The organism is Kribbella alba, from assembly GCF_039529635.1.
GTDB classification, from domain to species: Bacteria; Actinomycetota; Actinomycetes; order Propionibacteriales; family Kribbellaceae; genus Kribbella; species Kribbella alba.
Window position 1 is genome coordinate 271,396 of the sequence record NZ_BAAANE010000007.1, and the last position, 17,012, is coordinate 288,407.

A 17,012-nucleotide genomic window follows, 5' to 3' on the forward strand; every position below is an offset into this window, starting at 1 on the left:
TCTGCTCGCAGTCGTATCGGTGGTCAGAAGTCGTCCGGGTAGGGCGCGCCCGCGGTCACGGCGGACACCAGGCCGGGGGCCGGGTTGTACTCCGGGACCAGTCGACGCAGGTGCCGGAACACCTCGTCCGGGCGGTTGTGCGAAGCGGCGTCGTAGAGCTCCCGCAGTCCGGCCCGGAATCCCGGTACGGCGCGCTGTGGCCGGGTCATCGAGATCCGCGGGTGGTCCGTGGGCAAGGCTTCCTCGTCGACGCCGAACAGTTCCTCGGTCAGCTTCTCGCCGGGCCGCAGCCCCGTGTACCGGAAGGTGACCTCGCGGACGTTCAGCAGGTTGGCGAAGTTCCTGACCAGGTCGACGATGCGGACCGGTTCGCCCATGTCCAGGACGTAGGTTGCGGACCCGTCGGACATCCGGGCCGCCTCCAGCACCAGGCCGACGGCCTCCTCGATGGTCATGAAGAAGCGGTTGACGTCCGGGTGCGTGACGGTGACCTCCGACCCGCTGGCGAGCTGGTCGCGGACGACGTGCAGCAGCGATCCGCGGCTGCCGAGGACGTTGCCGAACCGGACGGCGGTCAACACGGTGCCGGACCCGTGGTGAATGTCCAGGACGAGCTCGGCCAGTCGCTTGGTTGCCCCAAGCACCGAAGCGGGGTTGGCCGCCTTGTCGGTCGAGATCAGGACGAACCGCTCGACGTCGTGGGCCAGCGCTGCCTCGACGAGGTTCTCCGTGCCGCGGACGTTCGACTTGACCCCTTCGCACGGGTGGCGTTCCAGCACCGGCAGGTGTTTCAGCGCGGCCGCGTGGAAGACGACCTGCGGCCGGTGGTCGCGGAACAGTTGGTGGATCCGTTCGGCGTCGCGGATGTCGGCGACGACCGTGCTCTCCGTGTCCAGCAGAGCTTCGCCCCACAGGTCCAGCTGGGTTCTGTGCAGGTTGGACTCGTCGTGGTCGAGCATGATCAGCTCGGCAGGGCCGAAGCCGGACACCTGTCGGCACAGCTCGCTCCCGATGGACCCACCCGCGCCGGTGACCAGCACCCGTTTGCCGCTGATCGCCTCGGCCGCACCGCGGCTGACGACGTGCAGCTCCGGCCGGCCGATCAGCGGCCCGACCTGCAACGCGCGCATGTCGGTGCCGGCGATCTGCCGCTGTAGAGCCGCCAGGAACGGCGGCAGGTGCAGCACGGTCACGCCCTGCGCGGCGGCCCGCAGCCCGAGCCGCTTCACCTCGTGCGGAGGCATCGACGGAATGGCGACCACGACAACGTCGACCCTGTTGCGTTCCAGGACCAGCTCCAGGTCGGCCAGGGTGCCGAACACCCGCCGACCGCCGAACCGCCTGCCCTGCTTGGTGGTGTCGTCGTCCAGGAAGCCGACCGGATCCAGCCCGAACGAGCTGACCCGGTGCAGGTCGCGGGCCAGTGCGAGCCCAGCCTCACCGGCCCCGACGACGATGGTCCGCAGCAGGTTCGTCTCGCTCTGCCGTAGCAGCACAGGCTGACTCATTGCCTTCCCCTTCTTGAGAATCGCCCGAGGGCGATGTCTGCCAGCACCGCACCCACGGCATCGACCTGGTCATCGGACAACCGGGGATAGATGGGCAGCGAGAGCAGTTGCTCGGAGAGCGCGTCCGCGCCGGCCAGACCGCCCGGTGGGATCAAGGTGTGCCGCCGGAAGTACGACAGTTGGTGGACCGGGATGAAGTGCACCGAGGTCCCGACCGCCCGGTCGGCCAGCTGGGCGATCACGCCGTCGCGGTCGATCCCGTCCGCCGGCTGTACCCGCACCGGATACAGGTGCCATGCGTGCAGACCGTCGGCGGGGCTCGGCCGGTGGGGGAGCAGGATCCCCGGCAGCCCGGCGAGCTGTTCGTCGTACCGGGCCGCGATCTCGGCCCGTCGGCGTTGCCAGGCCGGCAGATGGGTGAGCTGCGCCCGTCCCATCGCGGCCTGCAGGTCGGTCATGTTGGCCTTCAGGCCTGCCTCGGCGACGTTGTAGCGCCACTTGCCGCCGGGCAGGTACCGCCGCCACGCGTCCGCGGTCATCCCGTGCAAACGGGCCCGCCGCAACCATTCCGCGCGGTCCGGGTCATCGGTGGTCACCATGCCGCCCTCGCCGAGCGGGAGGTTCTTGGTGGCGTAGAAACTGAAGCAGGTCGCGCCGCAGCCCGAGCCGACCGGGATCGCGCCGGTGTAGGTGCCGACCGCATGCGCGGCGTCCACGACGACCCGGTCGCGCGACAGCACAGCTGCATCCGCCAGCGCGGACACATCGGCCGGATCGCCTGCCCAGTGCACGATCGTCATCGCCGCCGGCCGGCCGAACGCCCGTACTGCGTCCCGCACTGTCGCGGGCGTCGGCATCCCCGTCTCCATGTCCACGTCGACCAGCACCGGCTGCAAGCCCGCATGCAAGATGGCCTGGACCGCACCGCAGAACGTCAGCGTCGACGTCAGCACCAGCGATCCCGCAGGCAGGTCGAAGGACCGCAGCGCGAGCTCGATCCCTGCTGTACAAGAAGAAACCGCCACTCCGTGGTCTGCTCCAACTTCAGCCGCGAACTCGTTCTCGAAGGCAACCACCTCGCGGCCGGTGGTCACCCATCCCGACCGCAGCACCCGCAGCGCGGCGGCCTGTGCTTCGTCGCTGATGTAGCAGTCCGCGAATGGCACGGCGACGTCGTCAGCCGGTACAGCGCGTGGCACAGCATTGATTCGGGTAGTCATCCCGTTTGCCCCCCTCAGAGCACCCTGCAATGACCTCGACGCTACGACCCGCGGCGCCGCGGCCGCGCCCGACGACGGGGTGAGAACCGCTACGTCAATGAGACGATCCGGGCCGGCTGAGACCGTGCGGGTTGTCGGTCTCGTCGATGCCTTGCACGCCTTGTGAACGGGCGAAGGCGACCAGTGCCAGTGCGGAGTGCTGATCCGACCGGCGCAGCAGGCTCTGTACGTGGGTCCGGACCGTGTTCATCGACAGGAAAAGGTGCTGGGCCACCTCGGCCCTGGTCATCCCGGAGACCAAGCAGCGCAAGACTTCCAGTTCCCTCGGAGTCAGCGTGTCCTCGAAGGCGGAGGACTTCTTGCGACTGTTCAGATCGGCGAGCAGCTGGGTCAGCACCGGTTGCAAGGTCGACGGAGCCAGGTACATCTGGCCGTCGATGACCTGCCACAGGGCGTCGACCAGTGTGTCCAGGCGGGTGGTCTTGGACACCCAGCCCTTCGCGCCGCACTCGAGCGCCTTGACGATCAGCCGTGGTTCGCTGTGGCCGGAGAGCACGACCGCCGTCGGCGCGTCCTCGACGGTGGCGAGCTCGGTCAGCAGCTCGAACCCGGACTCTTCAGCCAGGCTCAGATCGAGGAGCACGAGATCTGGGCGATCCGAGCTCAGCAAGGCGCGAGCAGCGTCGAGCGAGCCGGCCAGCTCTACGCGATCGATGCCGTGCTCGGCCAGCAACTGCCCGGCCAGAGCTTCCGCGAACACGCGATGGTCGTCCACGAGCAGAACGACCACCCCGGCATCGTCCGCTAGGTCCGCCTGCACAGTCTCAGCTGACTGCTCGGGCCGAGCCGACGCCAATTCCCCGGTCATCGCCGCGGGCGCCGGACGGAAGTCAGTGCCGCTACGTCGACCAGTCCGGCAGCCGCTGCGGCCCGGGCGACCTTGCCGCGGCTGTGGACCCCCAGTTTGCGCAGCACCTGCTGGACATGGGTGCGGATCGTATGGCGACTCACCCCGAGTCGATCGGCCATGGTCTGGGTGGAGTGCCCCTGCACGACGAGTCGCAGTACCTCCAGTTCGCGCGTGGTCAGCGCGTCCAGGACGGCGGCAGGGGCGGATCTGCGCTCCGGCGTCGACCAGCCCGCCGCGACTCGCTCGCCCGCCGCGACCCGGTCCATCGCGTCCAGCAGAACCGGGAACGCGCAGGCCTTGTTGACGAGCCCGTCGAGCAACCCTTCGCCGTACGCCTCCCAGACCTCCTCGTGGCCGGAGTCGGTCAGCATGATGACAGCTGGTCGGGAGTCCACTGCGTGCAATCGCCTGGAGAACTCGATCAACGACGGGGGGCCGGTCACGGCATCCAACACGCAGATGTCCGGGCCCAGCCTCGCGGCCTCGTCCAGGAGTACCAGCGGTTGATCGGTGATGGTGACCACCTCATGTCCTTGCTGGGCGAGGGCAGTGGCCAGCACTGAGGCGAACAACCATTGCTCGTCGCAGACCGCGAGCCTCATGCCGGTCGCACCGGACGCCGGGTCGCAGGCAGGCAAAGCCGCACCGACGTCCCCACCCCTGGGCCACTGGAGATCTCCAGCCTTCCCCGGCACGCACGGACCGCGGCCGCAACCACCTGCAGGCCGTGGCCGGTGCCAGAACTGATGCCACCGAAGCCTGCGCCGTCGTCGTGGACCTCGACGCGGGCACTTTCGTCGTTTACCTCGACCTGGACCGAGACGGTGCCGGTCGAGCCGGCGGCACGGCAGGCGTTGTCGAGCATGTTGCCCACGGCCCGGCGAACAAGTGCCTGGTCGCCGCGGACCAGGACGGGACCGGACCGCTCGGTGACGACCGGGGCGCGATAGGTCACTCGTGCGACCTCGGCACACTCGGCGACCAGCCGCGTCAGGTTGACCACCCCCACCCGGTGCCCCCCTTCGGCATCCAGCAGTTCCGAGATCGCCTCGAACTGTTGGTGAATCAAGGACAGTGGCTGGCCCCCGGGCTCCCGCCCGGGTGCGGTCGTGGACAGCAGCAGACCTGCGGCGACGTACTGCCGCAGGTCGTGACAAAGTCGCGCCGATTCGGTAGCGGAGTTCTCTCCGTCCGATGATTCAGGCACGCTGACAGCGTTCATCTGACCCCCCTCAGGTCATCACCGAGTCAGCCGTCACCCCTGCGGCTCCGTGCTCGCCCACCCCCGCCGGTATCGGCTACGGACGGTCATCCCGCCCTGGCCCCCAGGCACGCACGTCTCGGTCTCAGGCCTCCAGTAGAGACTTCCGCGTGCCTGAGCCGCGGCGTCCGAGCGGTTCCGTCATGGTCCGGTCATCTTTCTGTCATTATTCGTTCGCCTGACGGTCCATGGCTGTTTCTCACTCAGGGTGACTCGGTTCTACTGGCCCGGCTGGTACTCGTAGGCACCGAGATCGTCGTACCGCCGGGGTCCTTCGGCGTGCGTATTGGCGGTCGAGGGATCGTCCACCCGCGGATTGCCCACGATGTCCGAGGACTGCGCGCCGGACACCCCGGAGTCACCGCGGTCGATCGCCGGCGAACCCGCCAGCAGCCGCAGGTTCCCTCCGGCCGCGCCGGCGAACCGAGGATCCGCCTGCACGCCGTTCGCCTCCTGGTGGGTCGCCGCCTGCATCGCGGCGAGTGAGGTGTAGGTCGTCTTGAAGGCGTACAGCTTGCCGGTCGTGGTGAGCCAGACGAGGTTGTGGTCGACCGTGGTGCTGGCCGGTGCCGAATCCCAGATTCCGATGTTCCCCGCCCGGCGGGCGCAGGCGATGCCCTTGTAGGCGGGATAGACGGCATTGTCGACGGCAACGTTGTTCACCACCTGGTAATCGCCCGAGGTGCCCTCGACATTGATGCCAGTGGTGCAGTTGCGGTAGACCGTGTTGCCGATCAGCCGGCCACCGGTGACGTTGAGGTTGTCGATCCCGTGATCGCCGTTGTTGTAGGTGACGTTCAGCGCAGCGAGGTTGTTGTTGCCGCCGGTGTAGAACTGGATGCCGGAGTCCTCGTTGTCGTGGGTGACGTTGCGCAGCACGGAGTTGCCCGGGCTGACGACGTTGATGCCGTTGGCATTGCGCTGGAACCCCTCCGCGTTGAAGCTCGCGGTGTTGCCCTCGACGGTGATGCCGGTGGCGCCGGCGGTGAGCAGGATGCCGGTGCCGTTGTTGTGGTGGGAGTAGTTGCCGCTCACCACCGACGAGGTGGCGCCGCGGATGCTGATTCCGGGAGCCGTGTGGCTCTTGACCGGTTGGCCGGCGCCCGAGACCGTGTTGCCGGTGATGGTGAGGTGGTCGCCGTTCACCACATAGATGCCATCAGCAACGGTTCCGGCGAAGGTGAGGCCGCTGAGCGTCAGGTAGCTTCGGCCGGAGATGTTCGCGCCGAAGTAGGTCGAGCCGACGATCAAGGGGCTACGACCCGGCCAAGCGGTGATCGTTACCGGGGCGGCGGCCGTTCCCGACACCACCGGCTTGATCGTCTCGCCGTAGGTGCCGTCCCCGATGAAGAGGGTGTACCCGGCGGCCAGCTTGCTGACGCCCTTCGCCACCGTGCAGTACGGCGCCGTCGCGGTCCCCGGGCCGGCGTCCGAGCAGCCGGCCGCCGTCTTGTCGACGTACAGGGAGGTCGTCGCGGCGTGCGCGAGCGATGGGAACGCCAGAATTCCGGCCGGTAGTAAGGCCAGGGCGCACAAACCGGAAATCCTGGTTCGTTTCATCCTTTCAGGCTAGAAGCGAGCAGATCCCATCACATCGCGCAAACGACGTAGCCGTCCTGGTTCGGCGAGCTGAGCCCGGGACCTCATCCGGCCTGCCGGGTTCTCGGGATCGTGAGCTCGAAGATCGCACCACCTTCAACGGCGTTCCGCACCGTGAGCGAACCGCCGTGCGCGGTCGCGGCCGCGTGCGCCATCGATAGACCGAGGCCGGTGCCCTCCGGTCCGTTCGGGGGCATCCGATGCCAGAACCGGTCGAAGACAGCTCCGAGGTCCTCGGAGCCGATCCCGGCCCCCGAGTCGGCCACGACGATCGTGCATGTCGTCTGCGGAACCCGGCAGGTCAGGCTGATGGCATCGCCGTCCGCCGTGAAGTGCACGGCGTTCTCCAGCAGCGCGTCGACGGCCATCGCGAGCCATTCCGGGTCGACCAGCAAGATGCCCGTCTCCTCGCTGCTCACGCTCCAGCGCCGGCCGGCACTGCTGCGCCAGTTGTCCCCCAGTTCCCTGACGAGTTCGGCAAGATCGGTGGGCTGTCGTCGCAGAGCCGAACCGGTGTCGAGCCGGGCCAGCGCAAGCAGGCGGTTGGACAGCGCGGACATCCGCTCGAGCTGGGTCAGGGCGACGGACAGGTCTGCCTGCACCTGGTCGGGCAGTGCTGTCATCGCCGCAAGCTCGAGATGACCGCGGGCGATCGTCACCGGAGCACGGATCGCGTGGGAGGCGTCGCGGAAGAACTCGCGCTCGCGGTCGACCCCCGCCTGTTGCAGGCGGGCCAGCTCCGTGACCTGACGTAGAGCCGTCACACGGCGCTGGGCGTGCCACACCATGGCCAGCATCACCAACGGCATCACCGGGATCTCGGCCAACTGGGCCCGGGCGATGAAGCCCTCCTCGGCATGGCTCACCAGCAGCCAGCCGCTCGGGAGGCTGATCACGAGGATCACCGCGACCGTCGGTGCGACCGGCCACACCCGGTAGCCGTAGGCGAGCGCCAGCCCGAAGAAGATGAAGTGGAACGGCCCGGACTCGTGTCCGGGTAGCGCCAGCATCAGGATCATCATCGCGACCACGAAGACAGCGAGCGCGACGTCGACCACCAGACCTGTCCATGGGTGGCGGACGACGGCGGTCGGCACCGTGGCCGGCTCGGCGAGGTCAGGCGCTCTGGAGCTGATAACCGACACTTCGCACCGTCAGGATGAGGTCGGACCGCAGTTTGGCGCGCAGTCTGCCGATACATACGTCGACCACATTCGTGGTCGGGTCGAAGTCGTAGCCCCAGACTTCCGAGAGCAGCTCCTGCCGGGAGCAGACGGCGTCCGGGTTCCGCATCAGATGCAGCAACAGGAGGAACTCGCGCTTCGACAGCGGTGTCGGTTCGCCGTCCACCAGCAACAGTCGGGCCTGCTGGTCGAGCACCAGGTTGCCGACGCGGAGCGTTTGCTTGCGGCGCTTCGAGGTGTCCTCCTGCAGTCTGCTGCGAACCCGGGCGAGCAGTTCGCGGATCGCGAACGGCTTCGCCAGGAAGTCGACCGCGCCCTGCTCGAGGCAGGCGATCCGCAGCTGGACGTTACCGGTCGCGGACAGGATCATCACCCGCAGCGAGCGGTCCTGTGCCATCAGGGCGGACAGCACGGCTTCGCCGTGCACTCCCGGCATCACCAGGTCGAGGATGACCAGATCAGGTCGCTCGCTGAGTGCCAGCCGGATGCCGTCCAGCCCGTCAGTACAGGTCAGGACCTGATAGGTCTCGGTCTCCAGCGCCCGTCTGACGAAGCTCAGCAGATCCGGCGCGTCGTCGATGATCAGAATCTTGGTCATCGTGCCCCCCTCAGGATGATGACCTTTCACTCCCGGCGGCCATTGTCCGTCGCCGTCGCGGCTCACGATAGGGGGTGGCCGTGGTTTGTGGCGGAGATTCGGCCAGCGTCAAGCACCCATGCCTACGAGGCGTGACGTTTCGGAGACTCAGCGGGTGTCGGCGCCGACCGACTGGATCAACGTCAAGGCCGACGGGTGCTTCACTGCCGACGGGGACGGGCCCGCGGACCTCAACGGCAGCCCGACGGTCGTCGACGTCGACGGCACCTCGGTGATCAACCCCCTGTGGGCGTTCGACGGGTGCTTCTCGCTCAGCTAGTTCCAGGAATTTTGAGGAAGGCCTCGGCGCGCAGGGCGGCGGTGCTGATCCGGGGGAGATCCCGGGCGCGGGGGAAACAGATGAACCGGGGGTTCCAGCTCGGCTGGTACTTGGCGTTCGCGCGGTAGAGCGACTCGATCTGCCAGAACCTGCTGACGATCAGCAGCGTGCGGTACCACAAGCGCAGTACCGGGCCTGCGCCCAGCTTGCCGCCGCGTTCGAACACGGCACGGAAGACGGCGAAGTTCAGCGAGACCCGGCGCACGCCCAGCGCCGGGGCCTTGCAGAGCAGCTGCGTGATCATCAGCTCGACCACGCCGTTGCCCGCGTCGGGTGATCTGGTCATCAGGTCGAGGGAGAGTCCGTCGGTGTTCCAGGGCACCAGCGCGAGGATGGCCACGACGGAACCTTCCTCGTTGCGACAGGCGACGATCACCGTGCCGGGATCGCGCGAATCGCCGAAGCGGCCCAGTGCCATGGAGAATCCGCGCTCGGCCTGGCCGTCACGCCACTCCGCGGTGAGGTGCGCGAACCGCTCCAACTCGACCGGGTGGAGCTCGGCCGCGCGGTTCACGGTGACCGTGTAGCCGCGACGAAGCGCCTTGCCGGCCGCCTGGCGAACCGACCGCCGGGAGCGATCCTCGAGAGCGAAGTCGTCGACGTCGACGATTGCTTCATCGCCGAGCTCCAACGCGTCGAGGCCGTGCCGGCGGTAGACGGTCGCGCCCTGCTCGCTCGCGCCCAGAACGGCGGGGATCCACGCGTAGCGTTTCGCTTCGGTCAGCCAGGCCTCGATCGCGCCCGGCCAGGCCTCGCGGTCGCCGAGCGGATCGCCGCTCGCCAGCGACACCCCGGCGACGACCCGGTAGGTGATCGCGGCCTTCCCGGAAGGAGAGAAGACGACCGACTTGTCATCGCGCAGGGCGAAGTAGCTCAAGGAGTCCGAGCAGTAGCGGCCGAGCAGCTCGCGGAGCTGCTCAGCTTCGGCTGGCAGCAGGTGGTGCGGTCCGCGGGCGGGGCGCAGGGCCACGGTCAGAGTGGCGACCGCGACCATCACCCCGAGCAGGAGCAACGTCGTCTCGATCCGCCCCTGGACCCTGGCCGAGCTGAACGCCGCCGGACCGCTGATACCGACCAACCCCAGCCAGGTCTCGTTCAGCACCTGCAGGGGATTCAGCGAACGGGTGAGTGCGTGGCGGTCGACCAGCAGGGAACCGATCCCGACCATTGTCGCGAAGACGGTGGCCAGGACGAAGGTCGAGGCCGTCCTCGGCCAGCTTCGTGGGTCGGGATGGCCGGCGAAGGCTGGTCGTGCGGCCACCAGCAGGCCGATCACGACCGCCGTCGCCGCTGCCTGCTCGGGCTCGTGAGCGGTGAAGTGCAGGACGGCTAGACCGGCACAGGCGATCAGTGCGCCGGCCCAGGCGCGGCGCTTCCGCCGAACCAGTCCGCGCGACAGGATCACCAGGGTCGCGCCGAGGGGAGCAGCGGCGCCCGCGACCTCGGGAACGAAGGCAGGCAGGATTTCCGCCATCGCGTGCAGCCGGGGCCGCAGTGGCGGGACGGTGGCATCGAGAATGCTGAGGATGCCCAGCAACCCGACCAGCCCGGTCGCCCAGGGCGCCACCCGATCCGGCGGTGGGGTTCGCATGCCCCCACCTTTGTCCTGCCGCGCTGAGCGAAAGCTGAGTCACGTGGACAAACGCGCGGCGGCGGTCGCGGGTGGGGTGGTTCACGCGTGAGCGGGTCGTGGGTAACCTGGCGGGCGCCGCTTGGCTTGCGGTTGACCGAATAGGAGACGATGTCCACCGTGACCTCACGACGTACCTCCGACGCCCAGGCCCGGCCTGCCCCGTCGGAAGTCGACCCGGCCGTCGCCGGCCTGACGGTGGGCCTCGGTGGTGCGGCAGGCCGTTTTGCCCGGCTCGGCAGCTCCTGGTGGACGCCCTTGCGGATCGCGCTCGCCGTGTGCACTATCACCTTCGCGCTCGGGGTGCTGCAGAAGGCGCCCTGCATGGAGGCGGGCTGGGACCGGCAGAGTTGGCGGCCGTTCAAGGCGCTGTGCTATTCGGACATCGGTTACCTCTATCAGGAGCGCGGCTTCGCTGAGGGCAACCGGCCGTTCCTGGACACCGGCAACTACCCGGTGCTGGAGTACCCGGTGCTGACCGGCGGGTTCATGGAGGTCGCGGCGAAGATCACCTGGACCATCACGGGCGATCCGAAGAAGGACGTCACCGTCGAGCAGAAGCGCGACACCGCCGGAGTCTTCTTCGTCGTCAACGTCGTGATGCTGTTCCTCTGCGCGCTCTTTCTGGTCGGCCTGACGGTCGCCACCGCGCGAGGTGTCGCTTCCCGGCCAGGCGCGGCCCGTGGCCAACCACTAGACGCCCTGTACGTCGCTGCTGCGCCGGTGCTGGCGTTCACCTCGACCATCAACTGGGATCTCTTCGCCGTAGTCCTCACGGCCGGCGCGATGTTCGCCTGGTCGCGCGGCAAACCGATCTGGTTCGGGATCCTGCTGGGCCTCGGAACGGCGGCCAAGTTCTACCCGTTCCTGCTGCTCGGGCCGCTGCTGATCGTGTGCATCCGCGGCCGGAAGCTGTGGCCGTGGTTCCAGGCGGCTGTCGCCGCGGGCGCTTCGTGGGCCCTGGTGAACGCGCCGATCTACCTGCTCGCGAAGAACGAGTGGATGTCGTTCTGGGTCTTCAACGACCAGCGCGAGAGTGACTACGGGTCGATCTGGTACGTGCTGAAGCTGGCCGGCCACGAGGTCACCGACGTGAACCGGCTGAACATCGTGATCTTCGCCGGCCTCTGCCTGTCGATCGCGATCCTCGGCCTGATGGCACCGCGACCTCCTCGCTTCGCGCAACTGGCGTTCCTGGTGGTCGCCGCGTTCCTGCTGGTCAACAAGGTCTACTCGCCGCAGTACGTGCTTTGGCTGCTGCCGCTGGTCGCACTGGCCCGGCCCAGGCTTCGCGACTGGCTGATCTGGCAGGCCTGCGAATGCTTCTACTGGATGATGGTCTGGCTGCATCTGGCCCAGTTCCTCGCACCTGGGCAGCCGGATGCGCCCGACAAGATCTACTGGTTCGCCGTAGTCCTGCGGATGGCCGGCACGCTGTGGCTGATGCTGGTGGTGAGCCGGGACATCCTGCTGCCGGAGAACGACCCGGTTCGCCAGGGTGATGTCGTCGACGATCCCGGTGACGGGGTGGTCTCGGATCTACCGCCGCGGCAGCTGGATCCGGCGCACGCCTAGAGGACCAGCTTCGACACGTCGAGGTTGCCCCCGCTGACCACCGCGGCGGTGAGGCCGTGCGGTTGGACCTTGCCCTCGAGCAGGGCGGCGAAGGGTGCGGCGGCGGCTGGTTCGAGGGCCAGCTTGGTGCGGGACATGACCAGGCGGGTGGCTTCGACGATCGCGCCTTCGCTCACGCGGACCAGTTGGTCGACGTACTGCTGGATGATCGGGAAGTTGCGCGTGCCGCAGACAGGTGCGGCCAGACCGTCGGCGACGGACTTCGAGGTCGGCAGCTTCAGCGGTTCGCCCGCTTCGAGGCTGCGGCTGACCACGTCCGCGGTCTCGGGCTCGATGCCGATCACGCGGATCGTGGGTTTGAGCAGCTTGACCGCGAGCGCGACCCCGGAGATCAGGCCGCCGCCGCCGACCCCGACCAGGACGGTGTCGATGTCCGGGCGATCCGCGAGCAACTCGAGGCCGAGGCTGCCGTGCCCGGTGATTACGTCGAGGTCGTCGAACGGGTGCACGCCGGTGAGCTTCCGCTCGTCCCGGATCGACTCGTACGCCGCCATCAGATCACCGTCGACGAGTTCCACCTGAGCGCCGTACGCGCGGGCCGCCGCGATCTTCGCCGGCACCGCGGTCTTCGCCATCACCACGGTCGCCGGTACGCCGGCCGCGCGCGCCGCCCAGGCGAGGGCCCCCGCCGCGTTGCCAGCCGAAACCGTGATGACGCCGTGCTCGCGCTCCTCGGGCGTCAGCCGAAGCGTCTTGTAGAGCAAGCCCCGCACCTTGAAGCTGCCGGTCTTCTGGAACAACTCGGCCTTCAACGTCAACCGCGCCCCGAGTTCCTGATTCAGCGCGGACGATTCCACCATCGGCGTCCGATGAATCCGCCCTTCCAGCTCCGCGGCAGCCTGGCGGATCTCTTCGAGTGTCGGCATTCCCCAGCTCAGTCCAGCCGGGCGGCGAGGGCGGTGGCGAGCTTGTCGTCCGCGGCTGGGAAGTCGAGCAGATAGAGGTAGGGCTCGATGAGTTCGAGTTCCATCAGGAGGAACCGGCCGCCGGCGACGACGCCGTCCACCCGGGCGTAAAGCGGCGCGCGGCGGGTGTCGACAGCGGCCAGGGCTGCTGTGGCGGCTTCCCGTACTGCGCTCGGCGCTTCCGCCAGGGCAGACGTTCCACCGAGGACGAGCTGGACGCGGTAGTCGCCGTCGGCCGGGCGCTTCAGTACTGCGTGGCTGAACTCCCCGTCGATGAACAGCAGCGACCACTCGCCCTCGGACTGGATCTCCGGCAGGAACGGCTGCACCAGGTACGCGGCCTCCGGCAGGTCGTCCATCGCGCGGCTGAGCTCGTCCGAGCCGGCGATCCCGCGGATCGTCTGCAGGGCGTTCGCGCCGACCGTCGGCTTCACGACGATCTCCTGGCCGGTCAGCCCGGCGACCACCTCGCGCAGACAGGGGCCGGCGGCGATCTGGGTCGGCACGATCGCGACGCCACGCTCACGGAGCTCGAGGAGGTACCTCTTGTCGGCGTTCCAGCGGACCAGGTCACTGTCGTTGAAGACCGGCACCTCGGCCTTGTCGAGCAGACCGAGCCATTCGGCGAATTCGACGTACCGGGTGTGGTAGTCCCAGACCGACCGAAGCAGCACGGCGTCGAACGAGGACCAGTCGACCGACGGGTCCGTCCAGACCCGCGCGACCGGGTCCAGCCCGGCGGCCTGGAGCGCGGCGACGAGGGGCAGGTCGTCCGGGTGCAGTTCCGGGAAGCCCGCCGACGTTGCCAGAGCGATACGTGTGGACACGTCCTTCAGTGTCGGAGCGCCTCGGGGGCGCGTCAAACTCATTCCCGGCGCTCGGACGGTGACGCAAAGTGATCGTGGTGATCACGATGCCGGCTGCTACCAGGTCGATCAGCCCCTGCCGGACGTCATGCCCGAAGTTCGCGTAGGCGAGGTAGGCGGCGACCGGTACGACGAGCCATTCGAACCGTCCGGCCAGTACTGCGAGCGCGATCAGCGGCAGTCCGTACCACGGGTAGGTCGGCGTGGTGATCAACAGCGCGGCGCCGTACAGCCAGCAGCAGGTGACGGCGATCGGCTCACGTCCGTGCCGGCGGATCGCCAGGAGCGCGAGGCCGACGGCGAGGAGCCCGGCGACCAGTTGACGGGGCTCAGGAGGCAACACCAGCGCGAGAATCGCTGAGCGGGAGCTCCCGTCGGAGAAGCCCTCCTGGGTGAGGTAGCCCGGCAGGAAGCCAACGACCAGGGTGCCCGCGACGGCGAGGTGCGGCAGGTAGGACGCGACGAAGGTGCCTAGGGCAACCAAAGGTGTCCGCGGCCGGCGGGTGGTGAAGGCCGGGAGGAGAAGCAGGGGGATCAGCTTCACACTGGCGGCGGCTCCCAGCAGCAAGCCGGTGACGATCGGTCTGCGTCGGGCGGCGGTGATGACCGCAGCGACGATGAGCAGCGCGGCGAGGATGTCCACGTGTGCGGCATTTCCTGCCTCAAGAGCCACGATCGGTGACCAACCCCACAGGGCCGCCCAGCGAGGATCACGCCCGCGGCGCCGGAGTTCTCCAGCGAGTAGTGCTGTGAGTACGACGGCGAGTGCCGCCGCGGCTACCTGGAGTCCGAGCGTGCCGGCAGACCAGGGAGTCACCAGCGCCATCGCTGTGAAGTACGCCTGGGCCACGGGCGGGTAGATGGTCGGCACGCGCGGACGATTGATCAGGGTTCGGGGATCGTCCGTCGAAAGGGCAGCGACGGCGGCGGGGTCGTGTGGCACTCGGGGTGGGCCGGTCACCCCGGACTTCTCCGTGGGGGAGAGGCCGGGGAAGAGCAGTGGGTCGCGCAACCGGGCCAGGGCGTCGTCGAGCGGGACATGGGAGTAGGGCGAGCTGCCGGAGAGCTGCACGCGGCCGTCCCAGACATAGCGATAGGCGTCCGTGCTGGTGATGGGAGCAGCGACCAGACCAGGCAGCTGGCACAGCACCGCACACACCACCACTCCCAGCACAGCGCCGCGGCCCGCAGGACGACGCGTGATCGCCCAAACGAGCCCAGCGACTAGTGCACAGGCCGTCAGCAGGGCGGGATTCTGCCACCAACTGGCGCTCTCGGCCGCGATAACCCCAGCGCACGCGGCCGCCGCAACCAGTCCGCCGGCAAACGGGCCGAGGCGGGTAGCCATCAATAGGCCTGGGCGAGCTCGGCCACGGAGGCGGTGCGGCGGAAGGTGAGGAAGGCTCTGCCGTCGGCGCGCCAATCCTCGGTGGCCCGGAGGTCGGCGGCCTGCGCGTAGCGGAGTACGGCGCGGCTGCCCACCCTTGCCCAGGGCAACGGATGTGATCGCCGCCCGCCGGCACTGCGGAGGACGATCGGCGCAGGGTCGTCCAGGTCGTCATCGGGATCGGCCTCGACCAGCACCAGCCCTTCCGGCCGCACCAGCTCGGCGCACCGCCGCAGCAATGACCTCGGTGCTCCACCGATGCCGATGTTGCCGTCCATCAGCAAGACGCTGCCCCAGCGCCCCTCACCCGGGAGCGGCTCCTGCACCGGCCGCCGCAAGGCAGGAGCGCCTCGCTTGGTCGTCAGCATCACCGCCAGTGCGGAGATGTCGACGCCCAAAGCCGGGATCCCTCGTTCGGCCAAGGCGGTCACAATCCGGCCAGGCCCGCAGCCGATGTCCAGCACGGGACCCTCGCAGCGGCTCAGCGCCAACCGATCCGCGGCATCGGCCGGTGCTCGCCAGCGATCTACCTCGGACAGCGACGGCACCGCCCGTCCATCGGTGCCGGTGGCAACAACCCGTGCTCCGCCGAGCGCCTTCTCGAAGAGGAGTCCCGGATGCGCCGAGTGCTGCAAGCGCCGGTGCAGCCGCGATACCCGTAGATGAGGAAAGGCGGCCGCCAGCGCAGCCGCATCGGCAGGCGTATCCAGGTCCCGCAGCATCGGCAGCAGGAGGACGCTGTAGCCCAGAGACCGAAGCCGCTCGAGCTGATCCACGCCGGTGTGATCAGTTGACATCGGCACGCCGACAAGGGCGCGGCGGTCGGGCTTGCGCAGGCCAAGACACCAATACCCGCCGTCCTCAGTCAGTCCCAGTACTGCGTCGTGGCCCGCCCAGTCGACCATCAGCAGCTCGGGAGTCACCTGCGGGGTGTCCATGCCGACGAGGAGCATCGGCAGTCCCGAGTAGGCGTCCTCGAAGGCGGCTGCGAGTCGCTCGTCAAGGCCGTCACCACGCTGCGGTACGACGTGGAACCCCGGCGGCAGCCATCCCGTGGAATCACCTTCGAGCGCGACGACATACCGGCGTACCGGGGTGGCTCGGACGGCGGCGAGGGTATCTGCCAGGGAAGCGCGGGCGAGCGCGGCGGCCTCGCTCGGGGTGAACTCGGTCTGCAGCCGGGTCTTCACCCGGCCCGGCACGGGCTCCTTCGCGATGACGATGAGGCTACCGGCCGTCATCGGGAGAGCACCTTCGTCATGTCCTTGACGGCTCGGGCAGCACCGAGCGGCGTCCCGGTGACTTTGGAGCGGCCCGCCCGCGGCAGGTAGTCAACGTCCACCTCGGCGATCCGCCAGCCCGCGTCCGCGGCGCGAACCACCGTCTCCAGCGGATAGCCCGAGCGGCGGTCGACCAGGCCGAGGCCGAGCAACGCCTCGCGGCGAGCGGCTCTCATCGGGCCGAGGTCGTGCAACCGGGTCCCGGTACGGCGCCTGATCCGGCGCGAGAGTTCCGCGTTGGCCAGCCGGAGATGCCACGGCCAGGCGTCCCGCGAGACCGGTCGGCGGCGACCCAGCATCAGGTCGCTCTGCGCAGCCAGGACGGGCGCGGTCACCCGGACCAGCTGGCGCGGATCCAGCGACGCGTCGGCATCGAGGAAGGCGACGACCGGTGCCGTGGCGGCTTCCAGCCCGGCGTGGCAGGCGGCGCCGTACCCGCGAACCTCGCACGGAACGACAGCCGCGCCGAGATCGGCAGCGATCTCGGGCGAGCCGTCGGTGGAACCGTTGTCGACGACAACGGCACGAACCCCGGCGGGCAGGCGGCCGAGCACCCACGGCAACGCGGCGGCCTCGTTGAGGCAGGGGAGGATGAGATCGACTGACACCCTTCGACCGTAGGGAAGTTCCGCGCTGAGCTGGCGCGGAAG

The 17,012-nt window shown here is 68.8% G+C and carries 16 protein-coding genes; 2 read left to right on the forward strand and 14 right to left on the reverse strand.

Annotation, left to right across the window (positions count from 1 at the left end; translation table 11 throughout):
• Positions 1-23: 23 nt before the first annotated feature.
• From ABD210_RS19265 to ABD210_RS19300, 8 genes are all read right to left on the reverse strand, one after another.
• Positions 24-1,508, reverse strand: a complete 1,485-nt coding sequence (locus tag ABD210_RS19265; protein ID WP_344113102.1) for a polysaccharide biosynthesis protein — start codon at positions 1,506-1,508, stop codon at positions 24-26.
• Positions 1,505-2,728 (reverse strand): DegT/DnrJ/EryC1/StrS family aminotransferase, encoded by a 1,224-nt coding sequence (locus ABD210_RS19270; RefSeq protein WP_344113103.1) that lies wholly within the window; start codon positions 2,726-2,728, stop codon positions 1,505-1,507. Before ABD210_RS19270 ends, ABD210_RS19265 begins: the two co-directional genes overlap by 4 nt.
• A gap of 94 nt (positions 2,729-2,822) precedes the next feature.
• Positions 2,823-3,518 carry a response regulator gene (locus tag ABD210_RS19275; protein WP_344113104.1) on the reverse strand — a complete coding sequence of 232 codons (696 nt, stop codon included), beginning with the start codon at positions 3,516-3,518 and terminating at the stop codon, positions 2,823-2,825.
• A gap of 74 nt (positions 3,519-3,592) precedes the next feature.
• Positions 3,593-4,240 (reverse strand): response regulator transcription factor, encoded by a 648-nt coding sequence (locus ABD210_RS19280; RefSeq protein WP_344113105.1) that lies wholly within the window; start codon positions 4,238-4,240, stop codon positions 3,593-3,595.
• A complete protein-coding gene (locus tag ABD210_RS19285; RefSeq protein ID WP_344113106.1) occupies positions 4,237-4,860 on the reverse strand; it encodes a sensor histidine kinase in 624 nt (207 codons plus the stop codon). The genes ABD210_RS19280 and ABD210_RS19285 overlap by 4 nt, the downstream gene beginning before the upstream one ends.
• A 258-nt stretch (positions 4,861-5,118) precedes the next feature.
• A complete protein-coding gene (locus ABD210_RS19290) occupies positions 5,119-6,459 on the reverse strand; it encodes a right-handed parallel beta-helix repeat-containing protein (RefSeq protein WP_344113107.1) in 1,341 nt (446 codons plus the stop codon).
• Between the two features lie 83 nt (positions 6,460-6,542).
• Positions 6,543-7,643, reverse strand: a complete 1,101-nt coding sequence (locus tag ABD210_RS19295; RefSeq protein ID WP_344113108.1) for a sensor histidine kinase — start codon at positions 7,641-7,643, stop codon at positions 6,543-6,545.
• The gene (locus ABD210_RS19300) at positions 7,615-8,280 is read right to left on the reverse strand and encodes a response regulator transcription factor (RefSeq protein WP_344113109.1); all 666 of its coding nucleotides are present in this window, start codon (positions 8,278-8,280) and stop codon (positions 7,615-7,617) included. The genes ABD210_RS19295 and ABD210_RS19300 overlap by 29 nt, the downstream gene beginning before the upstream one ends.
• Before the next feature lie 154 nt (positions 8,281-8,434).
• Between ABD210_RS19300 and ABD210_RS19305 the strand changes: the two genes are divergently transcribed.
• Positions 8,435-8,599: a hypothetical protein gene (locus ABD210_RS19305; RefSeq protein WP_344113110.1), complete on the forward strand. Its 165-nt coding sequence runs from the start codon at positions 8,435-8,437 to the stop codon at positions 8,597-8,599.
• On the opposite strand, the gene ABD210_RS19310 is transcribed toward ABD210_RS19305, so the two are convergent.
• A complete protein-coding gene (locus ABD210_RS19310) occupies positions 8,592-10,250 on the reverse strand; it encodes a phosphatidylglycerol lysyltransferase domain-containing protein (protein WP_344113111.1) in 1,659 nt (552 codons plus the stop codon). The two genes, ABD210_RS19305 and ABD210_RS19310, sit on opposite strands and share 8 nt — an antisense overlap.
• Before the next feature lie 150 nt (positions 10,251-10,400).
• On the opposite strand from ABD210_RS19310, the gene ABD210_RS19315 reads away from it, so the two are divergent.
• Positions 10,401-11,864: a glycosyltransferase family 87 protein gene (locus ABD210_RS19315; RefSeq protein WP_344113113.1), complete on the forward strand. Its 1,464-nt coding sequence runs from the start codon at positions 10,401-10,403 to the stop codon at positions 11,862-11,864.
• Here ABD210_RS19315 and ABD210_RS19320 read toward each other — a convergent pair.
• Genes ABD210_RS19320 through ABD210_RS19340 form a run of 5 tightly spaced genes read right to left on the reverse strand, consistent with a single transcriptional unit; the run spans position 11,861 to position 16,970 of the window.
• Positions 11,861-12,790 (reverse strand): pyridoxal-phosphate dependent enzyme, encoded by a 930-nt coding sequence (locus tag ABD210_RS19320; RefSeq protein ID WP_344113114.1) that lies wholly within the window; start codon positions 12,788-12,790, stop codon positions 11,861-11,863. The two genes, ABD210_RS19315 and ABD210_RS19320, sit on opposite strands and share 4 nt — an antisense overlap.
• 8 nt (positions 12,791-12,798) lie before the next feature.
• Positions 12,799-13,503 (reverse strand): ATP-grasp domain-containing protein, encoded by a 705-nt coding sequence (locus tag ABD210_RS19325; RefSeq protein ID WP_344113115.1) that lies wholly within the window; start codon positions 13,501-13,503, stop codon positions 12,799-12,801.
• A complete protein-coding gene (locus ABD210_RS19330; protein WP_344113117.1) occupies positions 13,400-15,043 on the reverse strand; it encodes a glycosyltransferase 87 family protein in 1,644 nt (547 codons plus the stop codon). The genes ABD210_RS19325 and ABD210_RS19330 overlap by 104 nt, the downstream gene beginning before the upstream one ends.
• Positions 15,043-16,323, reverse strand: a complete 1,281-nt coding sequence (locus ABD210_RS19335) for a DUF2064 domain-containing protein (RefSeq protein ID WP_344113119.1) — start codon at positions 16,321-16,323, stop codon at positions 15,043-15,045. Before ABD210_RS19335 ends, ABD210_RS19330 begins: the two co-directional genes overlap by 1 nt.
• On the reverse strand, positions 16,320-16,970 hold the full coding sequence (locus ABD210_RS19340; RefSeq protein ID WP_344113120.1) for a glycosyltransferase family 2 protein: 651 nt from the start codon (positions 16,968-16,970) through the stop codon (positions 16,320-16,322). The genes ABD210_RS19335 and ABD210_RS19340 overlap by 4 nt, the downstream gene beginning before the upstream one ends.
• Positions 16,971-17,012: the final 42 nt, after the last annotated feature.